18 protein-coding genes and 1 riboswitch are annotated in these 18,411 nt (G+C 38.6%); of the genes, 8 read left to right on the top strand and 10 right to left on the bottom strand.

The window, feature by feature from the left end; all coding sequences use genetic code 11:
* Positions 1-29: 29 nt before the first annotated feature.
* From ridA to recG, 3 genes are all read left to right on the top strand, one after another.
* Entirely contained in the window at positions 30-419 is a 390-nt protein-coding gene (gene ridA, locus IE155_RS14445) for a deaminase RidA (protein ID WP_189378955.1), read from the top strand.
* 94 nt (positions 420-513) lie between these two features.
* Positions 514-1,221 carry a tRNA (guanosine(18)-2'-O)-methyltransferase TrmH gene (trmH, locus tag IE155_RS14450; protein WP_189378956.1) on the top strand — a complete coding sequence of 236 codons (708 nt, stop codon included), beginning with the start codon at positions 514-516 and terminating at the stop codon, positions 1,219-1,221.
* A 30-nt stretch (positions 1,222-1,251) separates the two neighbouring features.
* On the top strand, positions 1,252-3,348 hold the full coding sequence (gene recG, locus IE155_RS14455; RefSeq protein ID WP_189378957.1) for an ATP-dependent DNA helicase RecG: 2,097 nt from the start codon (positions 1,252-1,254) through the stop codon (positions 3,346-3,348).
* Between the two features lie 49 nt (positions 3,349-3,397).
* On the opposite strand, the gene IE155_RS14460 is transcribed toward recG, so the two are convergent.
* From IE155_RS14460 to IE155_RS14470, 3 genes are all read right to left on the bottom strand, one after another.
* Positions 3,398-6,394: a M6 family metalloprotease domain-containing protein gene (locus IE155_RS14460; protein WP_189378958.1), complete on the bottom strand. Its 2,997-nt coding sequence runs from the start codon at positions 6,392-6,394 to the stop codon at positions 3,398-3,400.
* Between the two features lie 2 nt (positions 6,395-6,396).
* Positions 6,397-6,732, bottom strand: coding sequence for a hypothetical protein (locus IE155_RS14465; protein ID WP_189378959.1), 336 nt, complete (start codon positions 6,730-6,732; stop codon positions 6,397-6,399).
* Positions 6,733-6,799: 67 nt separating this feature from the next.
* Positions 6,800-7,024, bottom strand: coding sequence for a hypothetical protein (locus IE155_RS14470; RefSeq protein WP_189378960.1), 225 nt, complete (start codon positions 7,022-7,024; stop codon positions 6,800-6,802).
* Between the two features lie 134 nt (positions 7,025-7,158).
* On the opposite strand from IE155_RS14470, the gene ubiE reads away from it, so the two are divergent.
* From ubiE to IE155_RS14495, 5 genes are all read left to right on the top strand, one after another.
* The gene (gene ubiE, locus IE155_RS14475) at positions 7,159-7,947 is read left to right on the top strand and encodes a bifunctional demethylmenaquinone methyltransferase/2-methoxy-6-polyprenyl-1,4-benzoquinol methylase UbiE (RefSeq protein ID WP_189378961.1); all 789 of its coding nucleotides are present in this window, start codon (positions 7,159-7,161) and stop codon (positions 7,945-7,947) included.
* Positions 7,948-7,950: 3 nt separating this feature from the next.
* Positions 7,951-8,595 (top strand): ubiquinone biosynthesis accessory factor UbiJ, encoded by a 645-nt coding sequence (locus tag IE155_RS14480; RefSeq protein ID WP_229817334.1) that lies wholly within the window; start codon positions 7,951-7,953, stop codon positions 8,593-8,595.
* 5 nt (positions 8,596-8,600) lie between these two features.
* Entirely contained in the window at positions 8,601-10,166 is a 1,566-nt protein-coding gene (ubiB, locus tag IE155_RS14485; protein ID WP_189378963.1) for a ubiquinone biosynthesis regulatory protein kinase UbiB, read from the top strand.
* 26 nt (positions 10,167-10,192) lie between these two features.
* Positions 10,193-10,966 (top strand): sulfite exporter TauE/SafE family protein, encoded by a 774-nt coding sequence (locus tag IE155_RS14490; protein WP_189378964.1) that lies wholly within the window; start codon positions 10,193-10,195, stop codon positions 10,964-10,966.
* Positions 10,967-11,071: 105 nt separating this feature from the next.
* Positions 11,072-11,452 (top strand): hypothetical protein, encoded by a 381-nt coding sequence (locus IE155_RS14495; RefSeq protein ID WP_189378965.1) that lies wholly within the window; start codon positions 11,072-11,074, stop codon positions 11,450-11,452.
* Between the two features lie 11 nt (positions 11,453-11,463).
* On the opposite strand, the gene IE155_RS14500 is transcribed toward IE155_RS14495, so the two are convergent.
* The 7 genes from IE155_RS14500 to IE155_RS14530 all read right to left on the bottom strand — a co-directional run bounded on the left by IE155_RS14500 (position 11,464) and on the right by IE155_RS14530 (position 18,389).
* Positions 11,464-12,210, bottom strand: coding sequence for a HesA/MoeB/ThiF family protein (locus tag IE155_RS14500; protein WP_189378966.1), 747 nt, complete (start codon positions 12,208-12,210; stop codon positions 11,464-11,466).
* Positions 12,201-13,730, bottom strand: coding sequence for a thiamine phosphate synthase (gene thiE / locus IE155_RS14505; protein WP_189378967.1), 1,530 nt, complete (start codon positions 13,728-13,730; stop codon positions 12,201-12,203). Before thiE ends, IE155_RS14500 begins: the two co-directional genes overlap by 10 nt.
* Positions 13,731-13,752: 22 nt before the next feature.
* Positions 13,753-14,547, bottom strand: coding sequence for a thiazole synthase (locus tag IE155_RS14510; RefSeq protein ID WP_189378968.1), 795 nt, complete (start codon positions 14,545-14,547; stop codon positions 13,753-13,755).
* A gap of 12 nt (positions 14,548-14,559) precedes the next feature.
* Positions 14,560-14,754, bottom strand: coding sequence for a sulfur carrier protein ThiS (thiS, locus tag IE155_RS14515; RefSeq protein WP_189378969.1), 195 nt, complete (start codon positions 14,752-14,754; stop codon positions 14,560-14,562).
* The gene (locus IE155_RS14520; protein WP_189378970.1) at positions 14,735-15,928 is read right to left on the bottom strand and encodes an FAD-dependent oxidoreductase; all 1,194 of its coding nucleotides are present in this window, start codon (positions 15,926-15,928) and stop codon (positions 14,735-14,737) included. The genes thiS and IE155_RS14520 overlap by 20 nt, the downstream gene beginning before the upstream one ends.
* Before the next feature lie 8 nt (positions 15,929-15,936).
* A complete protein-coding gene (gene thiC / locus IE155_RS14525) occupies positions 15,937-17,886 on the bottom strand; it encodes a phosphomethylpyrimidine synthase ThiC (RefSeq protein WP_189378971.1) in 1,950 nt (649 codons plus the stop codon).
* Positions 17,887-17,961: 75 nt separating this feature from the next.
* A riboswitch (TPP riboswitch) is annotated at positions 17,962-18,061 on the bottom strand.
* Between the two features lie 91 nt (positions 18,062-18,152).
* A complete protein-coding gene (locus IE155_RS14530; protein ID WP_189378972.1) occupies positions 18,153-18,389 on the bottom strand; it encodes an RNA recognition motif domain-containing protein in 237 nt (78 codons plus the stop codon).
* Between the last annotated feature and the right edge of the window lie 22 nt (positions 18,390-18,411).

An 18,411-nucleotide genomic window follows, 5' to 3' on the forward strand; every position in this document is an offset into this window, starting at 1 on the left:
AAAGATAAGATACGGAAGTAAGGGTATTAATGAAAACGATTATTAAAACGAATAAAGCACCTAGTGCTATTGGCACTTATAGCCAAGCCGTCAAAGTAACCAATACGGTTTATTTATCAGGCCAAATTCCACTAATTCCAGAAACCATGGAAGTTATCGAAGGCGACTTTGCCGCACAAGCTGATCAGGTATTTAAAAATCTTGTTGCGGTTTGTAATGCTGCTGGTGGCGATATTAACGATATGGTTAAAGTAAACATATTTATGACTGACCTATCAAACTTTGCCACTGTTAACGAAGTTATGAGTCAATACTTTAAAGAACCGTATCCGGCACGCGCTGCTATTCAAGTATCAAGACTGCCGAAAGATGTCGCTATTGAAATCGACGGTATCATGGAAGTACCAAACGTTAGCTAAACCAATATACACAACGTAGACTCAATTAAAAAAGTAACATCAATACGTCAAAGATACTTTGGCGTTAACGCATACTAACGAAAGCGAACAATTTATGACACCAGAACGACTGCAACGAATAAACACCATGCTAGATCATCGTCAACCCGATCTAACGGTATGTATGGAAGGTGTTCATAAAACGCATAATTTAGCTGCCGTTGTTCGAACTGCCGATGCAATAGGCGTTAGTGATGTTCATGCTGTCTGGAAAAATGAACGTATGCGCGTTTCAGGTGGCAGTGCTGCGGGTAGTCAAAACTGGATTGATGTTCACAATTATACCAAAACAGAAGATGCCATCGCCCAGCTAAAAGCGCAGAATATGCAAGTATTAGTGACTAACTTGTCTGACACCGCGGTTGATTTTAGAGAAATAGACTACACCAAACCTACTGCCATTATATTAGGTCAAGAGAAGTTTGGCGCTTCAGAAACAGCGCTGGCTTTAGCTGATCAGGATATTGTGATCCCTATGGTCGGTATGGTTCAGTCACTTAACGTGTCTGTAGCGTGTTCTGTCGTTCTTTACGAAGCCCAACGTCAGAGACAACTGGCGGGCCTTTACAATGAACCACGCATTAGCGAAGCACGTCGTCAACGTTTTCTATTTGAAGGTGGACACCCTATTTTTGCCCAAGCTTGTAAACGTAAAGGGCTTCCTTACCCTCAAATAGATGAAAATGGACAAATTATTGCTTCTGATGACTGGTGGAAAAAAATGCAGATGACCAAAGAAACTTGGCAAGATTTAGACAATTAACACTATTGGACTCTTTTTAAGGACGCTAAAGTGAATGAGCTAGAAGGATTAAATAATCTCGCTCGAATTTCTATTTCAACACTCAAAGGTGTTGGACCAAGTATGGCCACAAAGTTAGAAAAAGTAGGCTTGTATTCGGTACAAGATTTGCTTTTTCATTTACCTCTGCGCTATGAAGATCGTACTCGAATAACCACCATTAGAGATTGTATCCCTGGTATTTTTACTAATATTATTGGTGAAATTACTAATAACCAAATTATTCAGGGTAAACGTAGGATGATGCTGGTTACCATTAACGATGGTACAGGTATTGTCAATTTACGATTCTTTCACTTTTCAGCCGCTCAACGAAATAATTTAGCTGTTGGTATGCAGATTCGCTGCTATGGTGAAATAAACCGCGGCGCGCGGAGCTTAGAAATTGTTCACCCCGAATATAAACCTTTAGATCAAGATCAACCCTTAACCCCAGTGGAAGAAACACTGACACCTGTATATTCAACGACAGAAGGGCTTCGGCAAATCTCATTGCGTAATTTAACCGAACAAGCGTTAAAGAGGTTAGCACGTGGTGATATTGAAGAGCTCTTGCCCAATGAAATGCTTTTTGAAAGTTATTCCCTTAAGCAAGCATTAGCACTAATTCATCGCCCTCCTCCTGATACCTCAGTTATTTTATTAGAGCAAGGCAGACACCCAGCACAATTACGCTTAATAAAAGAGGAGTTATTAGCACACAACTTAAGTATGCTAAAGCTCAGACACAATAGTGATATTCATCAAGCCGTCTCATTAAGTGTGAATATTACATTAGAACAGCAATTTTTAGCTGCTTTACCTTTTACACCGACTAACGCACAAAACCGAGTAGTATCGGAAATAAGACACGATTTAGCTAAAAATATGCCTATGATGCGATTAGTTCAGGGTGATGTAGGATCAGGGAAAACGTTAGTAGCGGCTTTAGCCGCTATAACAGCTATCAGCCAGAATACGCAGGTAGCGTTAATGGCACCCACAGAAATACTAGCTGAGCAGCACGCTATTAATTTCCAACTCTGGTTCCAACCCCTTGGTATTACTGTTGGCTGGCTTGCAGGGAAAACTAAAACTAAAGCCCGCAATATGGCACTTGAACAGCTAGCCAAGGGGGAAATTCAATTATTAGTTGGCACTCATGCCTTGTTTCAAGAACAAGTTAACTTTAAAAACCTAGCCTTAATAATTATTGATGAACAACATCGTTTTGGGGTTCACCAACGCCTATCATTACGTGAAAAAGGTGCTTTTGACGGTAATTATCCGCATCAGTTAATTATGACCGCAACCCCCATCCCTAGAACCTTAGCAATGACAGCCTATGCAGATCTGGATACTTCGGTTATTGATGAATTACCGCCGGGAAGAACACCGATAACCACAGTTGCACTACCTGACAGTCGCCGTGAAGACGTTATAGCACGTATACATCAAAGTTGTTTAAACGAAGAACGCCAAGCCTATTGGGTATGTACGTTAATTGAAGAGTCTGAAGTATTGCAATGCCAAGCAGCAGAAGACGCTGCGATTTACTTACAGGAAAGTTTACCCGAACTTGCTATTGGTTTAGTACATGGCAGAATGAAAGCTGTTGAAAAGCAAGAGGTTATGGAAAAATTTAAACGGGGTGAGTTACATTTACTGGTAGCAACAACCGTTATCGAGGTTGGCGTTGATGTGCCCAATGCAAGTTTAATGGTTATTGAGAACCCTGAACGCCTAGGCCTAGCTCAATTACATCAGCTACGTGGTCGTGTAGGTAGAGGCTCGGTTGCCTCTCATTGTGTTTTAATGTACAAATCTCCTTTATCTAAAACTGCGACTAAACGCTTAGCGGTATTGCGCGAAAGTAACGATGGTTTTGTTATTGCACAAAAAGATTTAGAAATTAGGGGCCCAGGAGAGTTACTTGGTACTAAACAAACAGGCTTAGCAGATCTTAAAATTGCCGATTTAGTAAGAGATGCAGACCTAATTCCCCAGATACAGCAAAACGCATACCTGTTATGGAAACAGCATCCAGATCAAGCCATAAAATTAATCAATCGATGGCTTGCAAATAAAGAACATTACAGTAACGCTTAATACAAAAATGGCTACCTTAAAGTAGCCATTTTATACACATTCAACCGTGTTATTTCCGTATTTTTAAACGTACACCTAACAACAATGCCATTAAAGAAAAAATACCTAAACTTCCACCGCCTGACGACGATGTATCAGTTTTTACTGGTGGAACAACAACCGGCGCTGCAGTTACGGTTACTGATGTAGTACTCTCGACTTCAGTACCTTTATCATCTGTTACTTTTAATATCACGTCATACGTGCCTGCAGAGCTGTAAGTATGATTTGGATTTTGTAGTGAACTCGTTCCCCCATCACCAAAATCCCATAAATAAGATACACTGCCTTCACCGCCAGTTGACGAACCAGTAAAGCTCACTTGTAAATTAGTTTTAGTAAATGAAATTGAAGATGATAATGGCTCTGCTTGAAGGTCTAGATCCATTGTAATAATTTGCGTTACTGATGTTTCATCTACCACTGATAAAGTAACAATGTATTGGCCAAAAGATTCATAAGAATGAGTGATTTCTGAACCGTTAACAATGTCACTACCATCGCCAACATCCCATCGGTATACAAAATCACCTAGACCACCTGATAATTCTGCCGAAAATACAACCGTTGTTCCATTAATTTGTGGCGTGATAGAACCCGTTATTTTTTCAGCTATAGTAACCGTTTTAGTTAATTCTACTGATTCTGATGCTCGCATATAGGCAACACTAATATCAAATCTACCATCACTTGCATAAGTGTGAGTAACTTCCTGGCCAGTCAAGGTTGTACCGTCACCTAACTGCCAAGTAATCGAACTATCATTATCAATATTATCAGAAGTTAGGGTTAAGGTAATCTCTCGACCATTACGAATAGTTTCTATAAAGTCAGCATCATTTTTTGCAAATTCAATCGTCGCGCTATTACTATTTTCTTCCATAGTAATCACTTCCATTGATAGGCCTAAAGTAGGTAATTGAATACCTGATTCTGGTTGGAAAGGCGACGAATAATCCAATTTATCATCAAATCTCGAAACGGCTGTTAAATGGCTATCACCATTAAAAGCTGTTTGGTCAAATAAACTAAATGCTGCGTCTCTAATTTGCGTTCCGGTATTACTTATACTTCCGTAGCGTTTTATTGGGTTTTGATCACCATCAACTACACCTATAAAAACCTGCCCAGGGTGTGTATTAACATTATTGTCAGAGACATTACTATCTCGATACCACAGCACAACACCCGTATCATAATTTTCACCCGCTAAATACGTATCGGTCCCCTGATAGTTCCTTAGCTGTGCATAATAATTACGTGCTCCACCTTCTTTGCTCCACTCTTCTGAAATAAAGAATCCTCCAGCGAGAGAAATAGCCTCTTGAACTTCAGCGCCATTATTAAAAAGTTCATTTTCTCCGTTGGTAATTTTAATATCATCGACAACAAAACCATAACCACCAACATATAAGTCGGTAATATAGGAAACTTTAATCTCAACTGATTGATTTTCATAAGCCGATAAGTCAAACGTTAAATCAACCCAACCTAGCTTGCCTTCAGCACTATCGATACTAAGTGAACTACCTGAAATAAAGTTCTTAACTTCATCGTATTGAGAATTATTAACTTTGGTATGGTTACCAGCAATGACCGTATCGTTAACAGTAACTAAAACATAATCCCAATCTTGTTCTATATCCCAATGAGATTTCATTGATAAAACTGAGCTGCCTTCAGGTAAATCTACATTAAACGAAAGTGTACTATTAAGACCATGCCCTTCAGATGAATAAAATTGGTATGTCCCTGTATATGGCTTATACAATGTACTTTCTTTGGGAAGTGATATTTTAATTTGATTAATATTATTAGCTTCATGATTAGAAGCTGCAACTAAGTCAATATTTTCTAACCTTAAATTATCTAATTCTATAACATGTTGGTTGATCCAATTCCCTCCCAACTTATCTTGTAAAAAGTCTTTCGCAAATGGACTAAAACCAGAAGGATGTGAACCACCATCAACCCAGCTTCCTGATGCCATAATGGACCAATCACCTACCGGTGAACCGTAAAATCCACCCGCGGTATCATATTCGTCAGGGTAACCCAAATCATGACCAAATTCATGGGCTATAACACCAATTCTGGCATCAACGGGGGTAACTGTATAGCCGTAAAGTTTGATATTTGAGCCCTCTATGATAGCAGGGGTACCATTGGCTTCTGTAGATACATATCGATGTGACCAAATGGCATCTGCTCCGATAGAACCACCACCAGCTTCCTCTCCTGTAGCTGAATGAAATACCATAACATGGTCAATAATTCCGTCATTATCTAAATCATAATCACTTAAATTAAGACCCGCTGCAACCGCCTTAGTCACGGCTTCTTTGATCAGCTCGGGGACTGCTTTATCATCATCATTTTCATCATTACCCCCATAATACGCGGCATTATTGTCAGCCATTAACCAAGTAGCATTAGGCCAGTCATTAACTTTTCCATCAAAGTTAAATGAACCACCCGACTCTAAATAATAATATTGACTAGCAGAAGTAATATCTGCATTTAAATTATTAACATCTATTTTATCAAATAAACGTTTCGTATAATGCTCTATTGTATATATGCTTTTATTTGCTTCGTGATCTGGAAATTCAATTAGCAATGCAAGCACATTAACATTGGTGACTTCATTTTCAAGAGCATTGGCTTGTGAACGGGCTTTACTCATCATTTTTGTTGATGGGGAGTCCATTAACTTATAACTCGCGAAGCTTGTTTGTTGCTCTGTCATCATCTTTCTACCAAATGCTCCTGGTAGCGGCTTAGGCTCAAAAGATTTTTTTCCAAGGTATTGATTAAACGCTTGTAGTTTTTCTGCTTCGCTTGCATTAGGCTTTAACTCACCACGTTTTTCAAGCCAATACAAGATACCTTCTTTGTTAATGACTCCAGGATCGGCATGAGATTTTGAGTAATTAGGTAGATCGCTTGAAAAAGCCGAAAGACTTACAGCAGACAATAATAACGTACTAATAATTGTATGTTTCATAATTAACCTTTTTTCCCACAATCGTTAAATGCAGCGTTTTTGTTTCTAATATAGCTATTCACTGCCTTCTCTATTTGCTGCGGGGTCATATCCGCTGTAATTTTTCCAGATTTAAGCAACATCTCTTGTATCTTGCTTTTATCTTTAATCGGAGGTGATTTTTTAATTGAAGATTGGTTTACGCAAGGTAAATTATCAAATGTTTGATCGTTATCATCAGACGCTTTGCTTTCCTCTTTTACCACAGGTTTGCTTTCATGTGTTTCGCTGCTTACGTGAGCCCTATCTTGGCAAGCCGCTAATAAAAGCACCATTAACATTCCACAAAAATACTTCATTACAATCCTTTTTGTTAAAAATATGTTACTAATTTATGGGCAGTATAACCATCATATAAAAAAAATCCTAGTGTAAATTATCCTTATCAACCGACTTGCGAGCTTGCTCATATTCTTGGTAATTTTTCGTATTAAGTTCAGCAAAACACTGTTCCCTTTCTGGTCCTACTTTTGCTCGACAACGCGATTCATTAGTTTCTTGTATCGTGTTATACAATTGCTTATTTGTACAGGCACCCAACAATATTATGCTAAAACATAGTGTAATTTTTAAAACTGAGAAAAGCTGCATAAACATCTCTTAAATTTAAGTTAATTCATTACAATCTAAAAGTATAAAGCCACTTGCTTTATTGATCTAATCGTTTAATTATTCACTCAAAATAAGATAGACTAGTAATAATTTCAACGTTAAGTGAAGAAAACATGTCAGCGCAAGAACAAAGCCCATCATCTCCAGCTCAAAGCAATGAACCAGAAACGACTCATTTTGGTTTTCAAACAGTTGAAACAAAAGAGAAAGAATCTAAAGTAGCGGGTGTTTTTCATTCTGTTGCTCAACAATACGATGTAATGAATGATCTTATGTCTTTTGGCATACATCGCTTATGGAAACGCTTTACCATTGATGCAAGCGGTGTAAGGCCGGGCAACAAGGTACTTGATTTAGCCGGTGGTACCGGCGATTTAACAGCAAAATTTTCTCGTTTAGTTGGCAAAGACGGTAAAGTAGTTTTAGCTGACATAAATAGCTCTATGTTAAAAGTTGGTCGAGATAAATTACGCGATAAAGGCTTAGTACAAAATATAGAGTATGTACAAGCAAATGCCCAATATCTTCCCTTTGAAGATAACTCTTTTGATATTGTAACCATTGCTTTTGGTTTACGAAACGTGACTGATAAAGACATGGCTTTACGCTCTATTTATCGCGTATTAAAACCTGGTGGACGCTTACTAATACTGGAGTTTTCAAAACCGGAACACGAGCTGTTAAATAAAGCGTACGATTTTTATTCTTTTAATATACTCCCCAAAATTGGAGAAATAGTTGCTAAAGATGGTGATAGCTATCAATATCTTGCCGAATCAATTCGTATGCATCCTGCACAAGAGAAATTAAAAAGCATGATGGAGGAAGCAGGATTTGAACAAGCAAACTATAAAAATCTAACCGGTGGTATTGTCGCATTGCATAAAGGTTATAAGTTTTAACTTATGAGCTTTTTAATGCCGCAACAAAAATTATCAATGGCACTTGAATATGTAGTTAATCAAGCATTAACGATTAATAGTGCGCATAAAACCAGCAAGCTCAAATTAACAACTCTTGAACAAAAAACACTCGCGCTGCATTTAACTGAACTTAATTTTCCCTTATGTTTTACCTGCCACCAAGAAAAAATTTTAGTCACCGGCAACATAGACAGCGCTGATTGCACTATAACGACGAGTCTTAAGGCGTTAAAAACAATCAAAGAAAATCATGCCTTAACACAAGCAATTAAAGACGACTTATTAGATATTGAAGGTGATTTAAAAATTGCCCAAGCATTTATGGCCTTGGCTGAGTCTATTGATATTGACTGGCAAAGTGAATTAGCTAAGCATATTGGCGACATTCCGACATATAAATTGACACAATTGGCACATACTATTTCAGATAAATTAATGTTCGCCAGTAAACAAATCAAAGCCGATGCAAGTGAATGGCTTGTACATGAGAAAAGATTATTGGTGACTCATCGCGAATGCCAAAATTTTATTGATGATATTGGTAAAGTTACAGCACAAATCGACAAGTTAAGTCTCCGCATTCAAACACTTGAGCAAATATCAGATAAAACGCAGGAAGAAGTGTAAACCCTATGAGCACTAAGAGAGTTTATAAGATAGTAAAAACCTTTTTAAACTACGGTTTAGACGAATTACTGCCTAAAAAAAGTTTACCTTGGTATGTAAAACTTATTCGCCCGAGTTTGTTTTGGCTACGAAATAAGCACAAAGATAAACCTTTAGCCCTGCGTTTTAGATTAGCAATAGAATCTCTAGGCCCTGTTTTTATCAAGTTTGGGCAAATGCTTTCTACCCGCAAGGATTTACTACCCGAAGACTTTGCTAATGAATTAAGCCTATTACAAGATCAAGTTGGTGCTTTTGACGGTCAACTTGCCAAACAAATTATTATCGATGCTATAGGTCTCGAGACATTCAATTTAGTATTTCAAAATTTTGATTTACAGCCACTGGCCTCAGCTTCAATAGCTCAAGTACATACCGCGACATTAACGACAAACAATGAAGAAAAAGACATTGTTATTAAAGTATTAAGACCTGGCATTGAAAAAACGATTAAAGCCGACTTACAGGTCATGAGTCGTATGGCAAGTGTTATGGCGAGTTGGCTACCTGATGGTAAACGCTTGCGACCTAAAGAAGTTGTTGCAGAATACCGAAAAACTATTTTAGATGAATTAGATCTCAATCGTGAAGCGGCTAATGCGATTCAGCTCAAACGCAATTTTTCTCAAGGAAAAGAACTCGACAATATTTTATATGTGCCCGATATATACAGTGAATATAGCCATAAAAATGTCTTAGTTATGGAACGTATATACGGCATTGGTGTTGGCGAAATTTCAACTCTGAATGATCTAGGCGTTGATATGAAATTGTTAGCAGAGCGTGGTGTTGATGTATTTTTTACTCAAGTATTTCGTGATAGCTTTTTCCATGCCGACATGCACCCCGGTAATGTATTTGTTAATGCTAATGACCCCGCTGATCCAACGTGGATCGCGATTGATTGTGGTATTGTAGGTACATTAAATCGTGAAGATAAACGTTACTTAGCCGAAAATTTTGTCGCTTTCTTTAATCGCGATTACCGTAAAGTGGCTCAATTACACGTTGATTCAGGTTGGGTACCTGCTGGCACTAATGTTGATGAATTTGAATTTGCTATTCGCACTGTTTGTGAACCCATTTTTAATAAACCTTTAGCTGAAATATCTTTTGGTCAAGTATTAGTGAACTTATTTAATACTGCTCGTCGCTTCAATATGGAAGTACAGCCTCAGCTTGTATTGCTACAAAAAACCTTATTATATATTGAGGGATTAGGGCGCCAGTTATATCCACAACTCGATTTATGGCAAACCGCCAAACCATATTTAGAAAATTGGGTAAAAGAGCAAATGGGGTTTAAAGCTGTATTTAATAAAGTAAAAGATAACTTACCTTTTTGGAATGAAAAACTTCCTGAAATTCCCGATTTAATTTACGATTATTTAAAAAAAGATAAGCAGCTTATTCATCAACAACAAGAGATGTTTATACAATTACAATTGCAGCAACAAAAACGTCATAAGCAATTGATACTATCAATTGTATTGGCTACCACTGCAATTAGTGCTGCTATTATTTTTAGCTAACTTAAAAACAACCTGTAATTTAAAATATGCTCAGCTTTATCATCATTGTTGTAGTTAGCTTTCTTGCATCTCTACTCACCTTTTTTTCTGGATTTGGCCTTGGCACCTTGCTTATGCCAATCGTGGCTTTATTTTTCTCTGTCGATGTTGCTATTGCAATTACTGCCATCGTTCACTTGGCAAATAATGCCTTTAAGTTAGTGCTAGTGTGGCATGATATTAATCGTTCAGTATTATTACGCTTTGGTTTGCCAGCTTTGCTTACGGCATTTATCGGGGCATGGATACTGACACACTTTAGCGCTATTAATCTTATTACTCACTACAGCTTTTTTGGATTTCAACGTCAGGTAGCCACTGTTAACTTATTCATTGGCGGCTTAATTATTTTATTACTGATAATTGAATTAACCCCCAAAATATCTCAGCTTAATTTTGATAAAAGATATCTCCCTTTGGGCGGTGCTATTAGCGGTTTTTTAGGTGGACTTTCGGGACATCAAGGCGCATTTCGAAGTATGTTTTTACTTAAAATAGGCTTGACTAAACACGCATATATTGCCACAGGGGTAATGATTGCAGTTTTGGTCGATATCGCCCGCTTATCTATTTATGGATCACATTTTCGCCAAGTAGATGAAATCAATTGGTGGATAGTTGCTAGCGCAGCACTTTCTGCATTTTTAGGTGCGGTTATCGGTAAAAAAGTACTGACGAAAGTTACTGTTCGCTTCATTCAACAACTTGTGTCGGTATTACTATTTACAATAGCCTGTGCTCTAATACTAGGTTTGATATAAACACTTTTTAGCAAGTACCTATTCATTATACAATTGCTAGCTTTTAATAATCTACTTCTGCTATATTTCAAACTATACAGTACAATATTTCCAATGAGTCGTTAAATGTTAGAGCATGGTTACTATACATTAGTAGTTCAAGATAATTTTGTGTTATCACAACTCTTTGGCGCTTGGAATGTTGAACGAACTAAAAATTATGCCGAGCATATGCAAAAAGTCGCATCTGAATTAACAGCAAAGCCTTGGGCTAGAATCGTAAATTTGTCTTCATGGGAAGGCGGAGGTACTGATGTTATTCAACCATTGCAAGACTTACAAAAATGGGCTGAACAAAATAATTGTAAGCATGTAGTATTTATAAATCCGCCTCTTATTCCAAATTATATGCTTCAAAAACACGGTGACCCGTATCATGGTTACAAAATTTTTGAAGATCAAGAAGAAGCCATTAGTTGGGTAAAAGCTGAATTGGACAATCTATAATTGCTCTTATCCTATTCGCCACAACATTCACAGTCTAAATCAGCTTTTAAGCTTATTGACTTAAATTCCATTTTCCATGAGTCAAAACACAATAATTGATTCAGAGTTTGATGTTGATTTAATAGTAACTTAACAACTTCTGCAGCTTGTAAACTCCCCATCACACCAAGCAATGGACTAAACACCCCTAAGCTACTACAACTGCTTTCCACTTGTGTTTTATCAGGTACAAGGCATTGATAGCATGGCGATCGATGTTGTGAAAAATCAAAGCTAATTAACTGTCCCTGCCCCTGAATGGCTGAAGCACTCACTAACTTAGTTTGGGTATTAACACATGCTTGATTAATAAAATGCCGAGCAGAAATATTGTCTGTACAATCAAGCACGACATCAATATTGTTAAGCATCATATTTAAGTTAATATTGAAAACAGATTGGTGAACTGCTTTAACGTTTAGATGTGAATTCATCGCCATTAGTTTTATTTTAGCAACTTCTACTTTGGCACTATGAATATCTTTTTCGGTATATAATATTTGTCGCTGTAAATTACTCAACTCTATTTGATCATGGTCTACTAAAGTTAGCGTACCTACTCCTGCTGCAGCTAAATATTGTGCTGCGGCGCAACCTAGCCCCCCCATTCCCACAATTAATACATGAGCATTCTTTATTGTCGATTGCCCTGATTCACCACATTCATCTAGCATAATATGGCGACTAAAACGCATATATTCTCTATCGGTTAATGACATATTATTAACTCTTGGAAATTTTTAATGGCATCTTCAGGGCTTTCCGCATGGGTAATCGCAGTAACAACGGCAATACTATCTACGCTTGTTGCCAGAACTTCCGATGCATTTTCCAAATTAATTCCGCCAATAGCAACAATAGGAATATCCTCATTCATTTTAACGAGGCGACTTAACGTAGTAATACCCTGTATTTGCCCCGTCATATCCTTTGTTTTAGTCGGAAAAATCGCACCAATAGCAATATAAGAAGGCTGATATTCCAATGCCTGAAAGAATTCGTAATAGCCATGTGTGCTAAGCCCTAAACGCAAGCCTGCGGCTTTAATCTTAGGCAAATCAGCTTTTACAATATCCTCTTGCCCCAAATGAACACCATATGCATGACATTTAATGGCTAACTCCCAGTGATCATTAATAAATACTTGTGCAGTATGTAACTTGCCTAGCTTTACAACTTGTGCAATAGCTTGCTCTAATGAGTAACCTGTTAATTTTTTCTCACGATATTGAATAGTTTGTACGCCAGCAACTAATAAACGTTCAACCCATTCAACCGAATCAACAACGGGATAAAGACCCATTTTTTTCTCATCAATAGATGCAAACTTTTCTGCATAATAACCTATATCAGTGCTAGTGCCTTCCCACTCAAGTTTATTCGCTAAGTTCGAGTTGTTGACTAAAACCTGGGGAAAATACTCAGCATTAGTGGGCCAATTTCCTTGCCAAACCGCCCCATATTGTCCTTTATATTGCTGTGTTCTAGTTAAACCTTGATTAATATAAGCCTTAGCGATCGTTACCGCATCTCGTAATAAATAACCTTGCGCTAAGCAAGCGCTGAGCGCTGAGGCATAGGTACAACCCGTACCATGATCTTGAGTATTACTAATGCGCTTACTCGATAACCAGTAATGGTGTTCACCATCAGTACAATAATCAACACAGCAACTAGTGTCGATGTCAATATGTCCCCCTTTAATCACAACACTACCAACGCCTAAGTCTAATAACGCTTGTGCGGCTCTTTCTAAACACTGCCAAGAAAAGGCATAAACACCCGATAAGTTCTGCATTTCTTTGTTATTGGGTGTTAATACATCAACTAACGGTAAAAGCTTGGTTTTGATCGCCACTAAAATATCTTCTTCCGTTAAATGGTCGCCACTTGACGCAATAGCCACTGGGTCATAAACAACAACGGGGGATTGCTGCCAGTTGCCTTTATAAAAAGCTAACATGTCAGCGATTTGTTCAACTTGTTGAATATTAGTTAATAACCCAATTTTAATAACCTGAGCAGGTAACTCTTGTGCTAACGCGTTAAGTTGGCTCGCCAAAACCTCACTACTCACTGAATTAATTTCTAATACACCTGAAGAATTTTGCGCCGTTACCGCAGTAATAACCGTACATGCTTGCACACCTAAGTTATGTAATGTTTTACAGTCTGCCTGAATCCCCGCGCCACCTGTGCAATCAGACCCAGCAATTGTCCATACAATGGAGTTGTTCATAAAATAATCTTATTCAGTATGTTTAATCTTGATGCCAAAATGGCATCCCCATAATTGGCGTACTCGGCTGAGCTACTTGCCGTTCAGGCATTCGACCCGCTAAATATCCTGCTCGGCCTGCTTTGCATGCATACGAAAATGCACTGGCCATTGTGATAGGATCTGTCGCTTGCGCAATAGCAGAATTTAATAGAATCGCGTCATAGCCCAGTTCAAATGCATGTACTGCATGCGAAGGTAAGCCTAAGCCCGCATCAATAATGAGTGTCGTATCTGGCAAACGATGACGTATCGCAGATAATGCTTGTGGATTAGCTAAGCCTTGCCCTGTACCTATCGGAGACCCCCAAGGCATAATCACTTCACAACCACAGTCTGCAAGTCGACGGCATATCACCAAATCATCAGTACAATAAGGAAGCACTTTAAAGCCGTCTTTTAACAGAATATCAGCCGCAGCAACTAAATTCATTGGATCGGGTTGTAAATTATATTCATCGCCAATTAATTCGAGCTTGATCCAATCGGTTTGAAATAACTCCCGTGACATTTTCGCCAAATTTACAACTTCTTTCATACTATGACAGCCAGCAGTATTTGGTAATAAAGTTAATCCCAGCGACTGTAGTTCTTGCCAAAAAATATTGCCACCATTGTTCTCAGGATTTTGCCTGCGTAATGACACCGTCACAATTTCACTTTCGCTTTTTACTATTGCAGCTTTCATAACATCAAGAGATGGGTAGAGCGCACTGCCAATTAACAAACGACTTGAAAATTCTTGTCCATAAATAATTAACTTATTGCTATTTTTCATTATAAGTCCACATTACCCACCAAAAATAGGCGAAACAATATCAACTAAGTCGTCGGGTTGAACCTGCGTCGTTGCGTAATTTGATTTCGCGACAAACTCACCATTAATAGCAACGGCAAATGGTGCTTTTGCCCCATATTGCTTTATTATTTCAACGAGTTCACTATTATCAACAAGATGCTCAATGTTATTGATCATTATGCGCATACTCATTTCCTCCATTAAAGACAGTAATTAACTTGTGGTCGAATCCGCTATCAGTGACAACATCATCTATTGAAAATTCACTACTTATTTCAGAATAAACCTGCCATTGATCTGCACAAAACGAGTCAAATGAACGCAACAATTGCAAGACTTGTTCGAGAATATAGGGTGTTAGCAAATAGCCGTGGCGATACAAGCCATTAATTTGTATTGATTTATTTAGAACGGTTATTGACGGTTCATTATCAAGTAATGTCGGTCTTAATCCTGTTTGCATAGCTAAAACCTCAGCTTCTGCAAATCCAGAATGCACACTATAAGCGGCTGAAAGCAACTCAAGCACGGAACGAACACTGATAGCTTGTTCGCTGTCAGATTCAATTTCTGTTGCACCAATCACATACTCATTATTTCCTTTAGGTACGATATACAGGGGATAGCGAGGGTGCATTACACGAATAGGATGCAAAAGCTTAACCTGCGGTGCTCGTACTCTAACAACCTCGCCCCTAACCCCTCGCAATGTTGCTTTTGGATCGATCAATTGCTGAGATGCGCCCAACCCTCGACAATCAATCACCCAATCAAACACCTGCTTTTCACCGCTTGGTAAATGAATTGTGTTATCAATTATTCTAGTTGCCGTGTGTTCGAAAAGATTAATGTCGCTCTCTTGAATTTGCTGCGCACTTTGTCGGTACAATGCTTGATTATCAACATGACCTTCAGAGGGTAGAAAAAGCCCTTGATTAAATTGTTGTGCTAGTTCAGGTTCAAGTGCGATTAAATCATCTGCATTCATCTCGGCACTATCAGCTTCATTGTTAGACTTTAGACGTTGTTGGAAATGCGTTAAATTTGACATATCTTGTCGATGAGCGACTACAATCGTGCCTAACTGCCACCAAGCCTGTTTGATTGCCAAGCAAGAAAGGAGTTTAGGCCATAGCGCTAAAGAGCGCTGACCCATCACCGTAATATGTTCACTTGCGGTGACTGACTCAGCTACAGGTGATACCATTGCTGCAGCTATAAGCCCTGTACTTTCAGGGGTTAATAGCGCATTTTTCTCAAATAAACTGACGTTACTCACCACAGTTTTATTTTGCTGGATAAGGAGTAACGCCAACAACCGGCCAACAAGCCCACTACCTACAACCGCAATATTACTCATAACGGCTCCTATTGCGCCGTATGGTATAATTCACTGCCTTTGGCTTTAAACTCTGCCGATTTGTCTTGCATTCCTTGCGTTGCTTGTTGTTCAAGCTCACGGTGATCAAACTCAGCTTTCACATCAACCATTTGAATCTGAATGTCGCCTTCCTGTTTAGCCGCGTACTCTCTAACTTCTTGGCTAATCTTCATAGAGCAAAACTTTGGCCCACACATTGAACAAAAGTGTGCTACTTTTCCTGATTCTTGCGGTAAGGTTTCATCATGGTATTCTCTCGCCCGCTCAGGATCTAACCCTAAATTAAACTGATCATGCCAACGAAATTCGAAACGTGCTTTAGACAAGGCATTGTCTCGAATTTGCGCCCCGGGATGACCTTTTGCTAAGTCGCCAGCATGGGCGGCTATTTTATAAGTAATTAATCCTTCTTTAACGTCCTCTTTATTGGGTAGCCCTAAATGCTCTTTAGGTGTGACATAGCACAACATAGCGCAGCCATACCAACCAATATTAGCGGCACCGATACCTGAGGTAATATGATCATAGCCTGGCGCAATATCGGTTGTTAAAGGCCCTAATGTATAAAAAGGCGCTTCATCACAATGTTTAAGTTGTTCTTCCATATTTTCTTTAATCATATGTAAAGGTACATGCCCAGGACCTTCAATCATCACTTGCACATCATGTTGCCAAGCAATTTTTGTTAATTCCCCTAAAGTACGTAATTCGCTAAATTGGGCTTCATCATTAGCATCGGCAATAGAGCCTGGGCGTAAGCCATCACCTAATGAAAATGACACATCATAGGCTTTGCAAATTTCACAAATATCTTCAAAGTGGGTGTATAAAAAGTTTTCTTTATGATGCGATAAACACCATTTAGCCATAATAGAACCGCCTCGCGATACGATACCTGTTACACGTTTTGCCGTCATCGGCACATAACGTAATAACACACCTGCATGAATGGTAAAGTAATCAACTCCTTGCTCGGCTTGTTCTATTAATGTATCGCGAAAAATTTCCCAAGTTAGATCTTCTGCAACACCATTTACTTTTTCTAAGGCTTGATAAATAGGCACGGTACCTATAGGCACCGGCGAATTACGAATGATCCATTCACGAGTTTCATGTATATAGCGCCCTGTCGATAAATCCATAACCGTATCAGCCCCCCATAAGGTTGACCAAACAAGCTTTTCAACTTCTTCTTCTATTGAAGATGATACGGCTGAATTACCAATATTTGCATTAACCTTAATAAGAAAATTACGGCCAATAATCATAGGTTCGGCTTCAGGATGATTAATGTTTGCAGGGATAATTGCTCGCCCTGCTGCAACTTCTTGACGCACAAATTCCGGCGTAATTTGTTTAGGGATCGCTGCGCCAAAACTATTTCCTGGATGTTGTTGATGTAAAGCGTCCTCCTTAAACTGTTGACGTTTAAAGTTTTCACGAATCGCAATATATTCCATTTCAGGGGTAATAATTCCACGTCTAGCATAATGCATTTGCGTAACATTAGCGTTTTCTTTAGCGCGTCGAACTTTCGGCAAATTTTCAAAGCGTATATGCTCCAGTCCTTCATCTGCTAGTCGTTGTTGGCTGTATCGAGAGCTAATATTGGCGAGTTCATCAGTATCATCTCTTCCTTCAATCCATGATTGACGTAATTTGGGTAAGCCTTTTTGCACATCAACATTTACATTTGGATCGGTATATGGTCCTGAAGTATCGTATATTTCAATAGGCTCGTTAGGCACCAGAATAGGTTTATCTTTAGTGCCGCCAATAAGCGAACCTGATAATGAGACTTTTCTCATCCCTATACTGATGGGATGTAACTGGCCTGATACATATACTTTTTCGGAGTTAGGGAAGCTTTGATTGGCACAATTATCAAGAAATTGTTGTGCCGCTTGGCGATTTTCTTTACGAGTTGGTTTAGTCATTTTCAGCCTTTCAATATTATCTAGGCTATGCAACGCATAGCAAAATATAAAAGACGGAGTGTAGATCTCAGGTAGGGTAACTTTTACCTTGTTTCCTTCGCAGATATTAGTCTGAATCAGGTTCTACGGATCCCGCTTACGCGATCTCAGCCATATGGCACTCCGACAAGAGCCTCAAATGGTAATATAGAACCATCAACACTAGCAAGTGAAATTCTACGGTTATTCAGGTATATGCTATAAACAGTATTGCTAAAACATTTAGGTTATTGTGCGATTTTGACTCTAATTCTATTTTTAGCCACTCGGGTTTCATGTAAAGCGGTAAGGGCACTATTAGCCTCACTTTCATTAGGCATTACAACAAAAGCAAAGCCTTTAGACTTACCTGTTGTTTGATCAAGTACTAGTGTACATTCATTAACAGTGCCGTGAGCGGTAAATAATAAACGAATTTCTTGCTCTGTTGTTGAGCGTGATAAATTACGAACTAAAAGTTTCATATATAGCCATATGTTGTGATTA

The sequence above is a fragment of the Thalassotalea profundi genome (assembly GCF_014653195.1).
Classification (GTDB): domain Bacteria; phylum Pseudomonadota; class Gammaproteobacteria; order Enterobacterales; family Alteromonadaceae; genus Thalassotalea_B; species Thalassotalea_B profundi.

Coding starts and splice junctions, on each gene's coding strand:
- ridA (WP_189378955.1), top strand. CDS start 30: ATGAAAACGATTATTAAAACGAATAAAGCACCTAGTGCTATTGGCACT.
- trmH (WP_189378956.1), top strand. CDS start 514: ATGACACCAGAACGACTGCAACGAATAAACACCATGCTAGATCATCGT.
- IE155_RS14460 (WP_189378958.1), bottom strand. CDS start 6,394: ATGAAACATACAATTATTAGTACGTTATTATTGTCTGCTGTAAGTCTT.
- IE155_RS14465 (WP_189378959.1), bottom strand. CDS start 6,732: ATGAAGTATTTTTGTGGAATGTTAATGGTGCTTTTATTAGCGGCTTGC.
- IE155_RS14470 (WP_189378960.1), bottom strand. CDS start 7,024: ATGCAGCTTTTCTCAGTTTTAAAAATTACACTATGTTTTAGCATAATA.
- ubiE (WP_189378961.1), top strand. CDS start 7,159: ATGTCAGCGCAAGAACAAAGCCCATCATCTCCAGCTCAAAGCAATGAA.
- IE155_RS14480 (WP_229817334.1), top strand. CDS start 7,951: ATGAGCTTTTTAATGCCGCAACAAAAATTATCAATGGCACTTGAATAT.
- ubiB (WP_189378963.1), top strand. CDS start 8,601: ATGAGCACTAAGAGAGTTTATAAGATAGTAAAAACCTTTTTAAACTAC.
- IE155_RS14490 (WP_189378964.1), top strand. CDS start 10,193: ATGCTCAGCTTTATCATCATTGTTGTAGTTAGCTTTCTTGCATCTCTA.
- IE155_RS14495 (WP_189378965.1), top strand. CDS start 11,072: ATGTTAGAGCATGGTTACTATACATTAGTAGTTCAAGATAATTTTGTG.
- IE155_RS14500 (WP_189378966.1), bottom strand. CDS start 12,210: ATGTCATTAACCGATAGAGAATATATGCGTTTTAGTCGCCATATTATG.
- thiE (WP_189378967.1), bottom strand. CDS start 13,730: ATGAACAACTCCATTGTATGGACAATTGCTGGGTCTGATTGCACAGGT.
- IE155_RS14510 (WP_189378968.1), bottom strand. CDS start 14,547: ATGAAAAATAGCAATAAGTTAATTATTTATGGACAAGAATTTTCAAGT.
- thiS (WP_189378969.1), bottom strand. CDS start 14,754: ATGCGCATAATGATCAATAACATTGAGCATCTTGTTGATAATAGTGAA.
- IE155_RS14520 (WP_189378970.1), bottom strand. CDS start 15,928: ATGAGTAATATTGCGGTTGTAGGTAGTGGGCTTGTTGGCCGGTTGTTG.
- thiC (WP_189378971.1), bottom strand. CDS start 17,886: ATGACTAAACCAACTCGTAAAGAAAATCGCCAAGCGGCACAACAATTT.
- IE155_RS14530 (WP_189378972.1), bottom strand. CDS start 18,389: ATGAAACTTTTAGTTCGTAATTTATCACGCTCAACAACAGAGCAAGAA.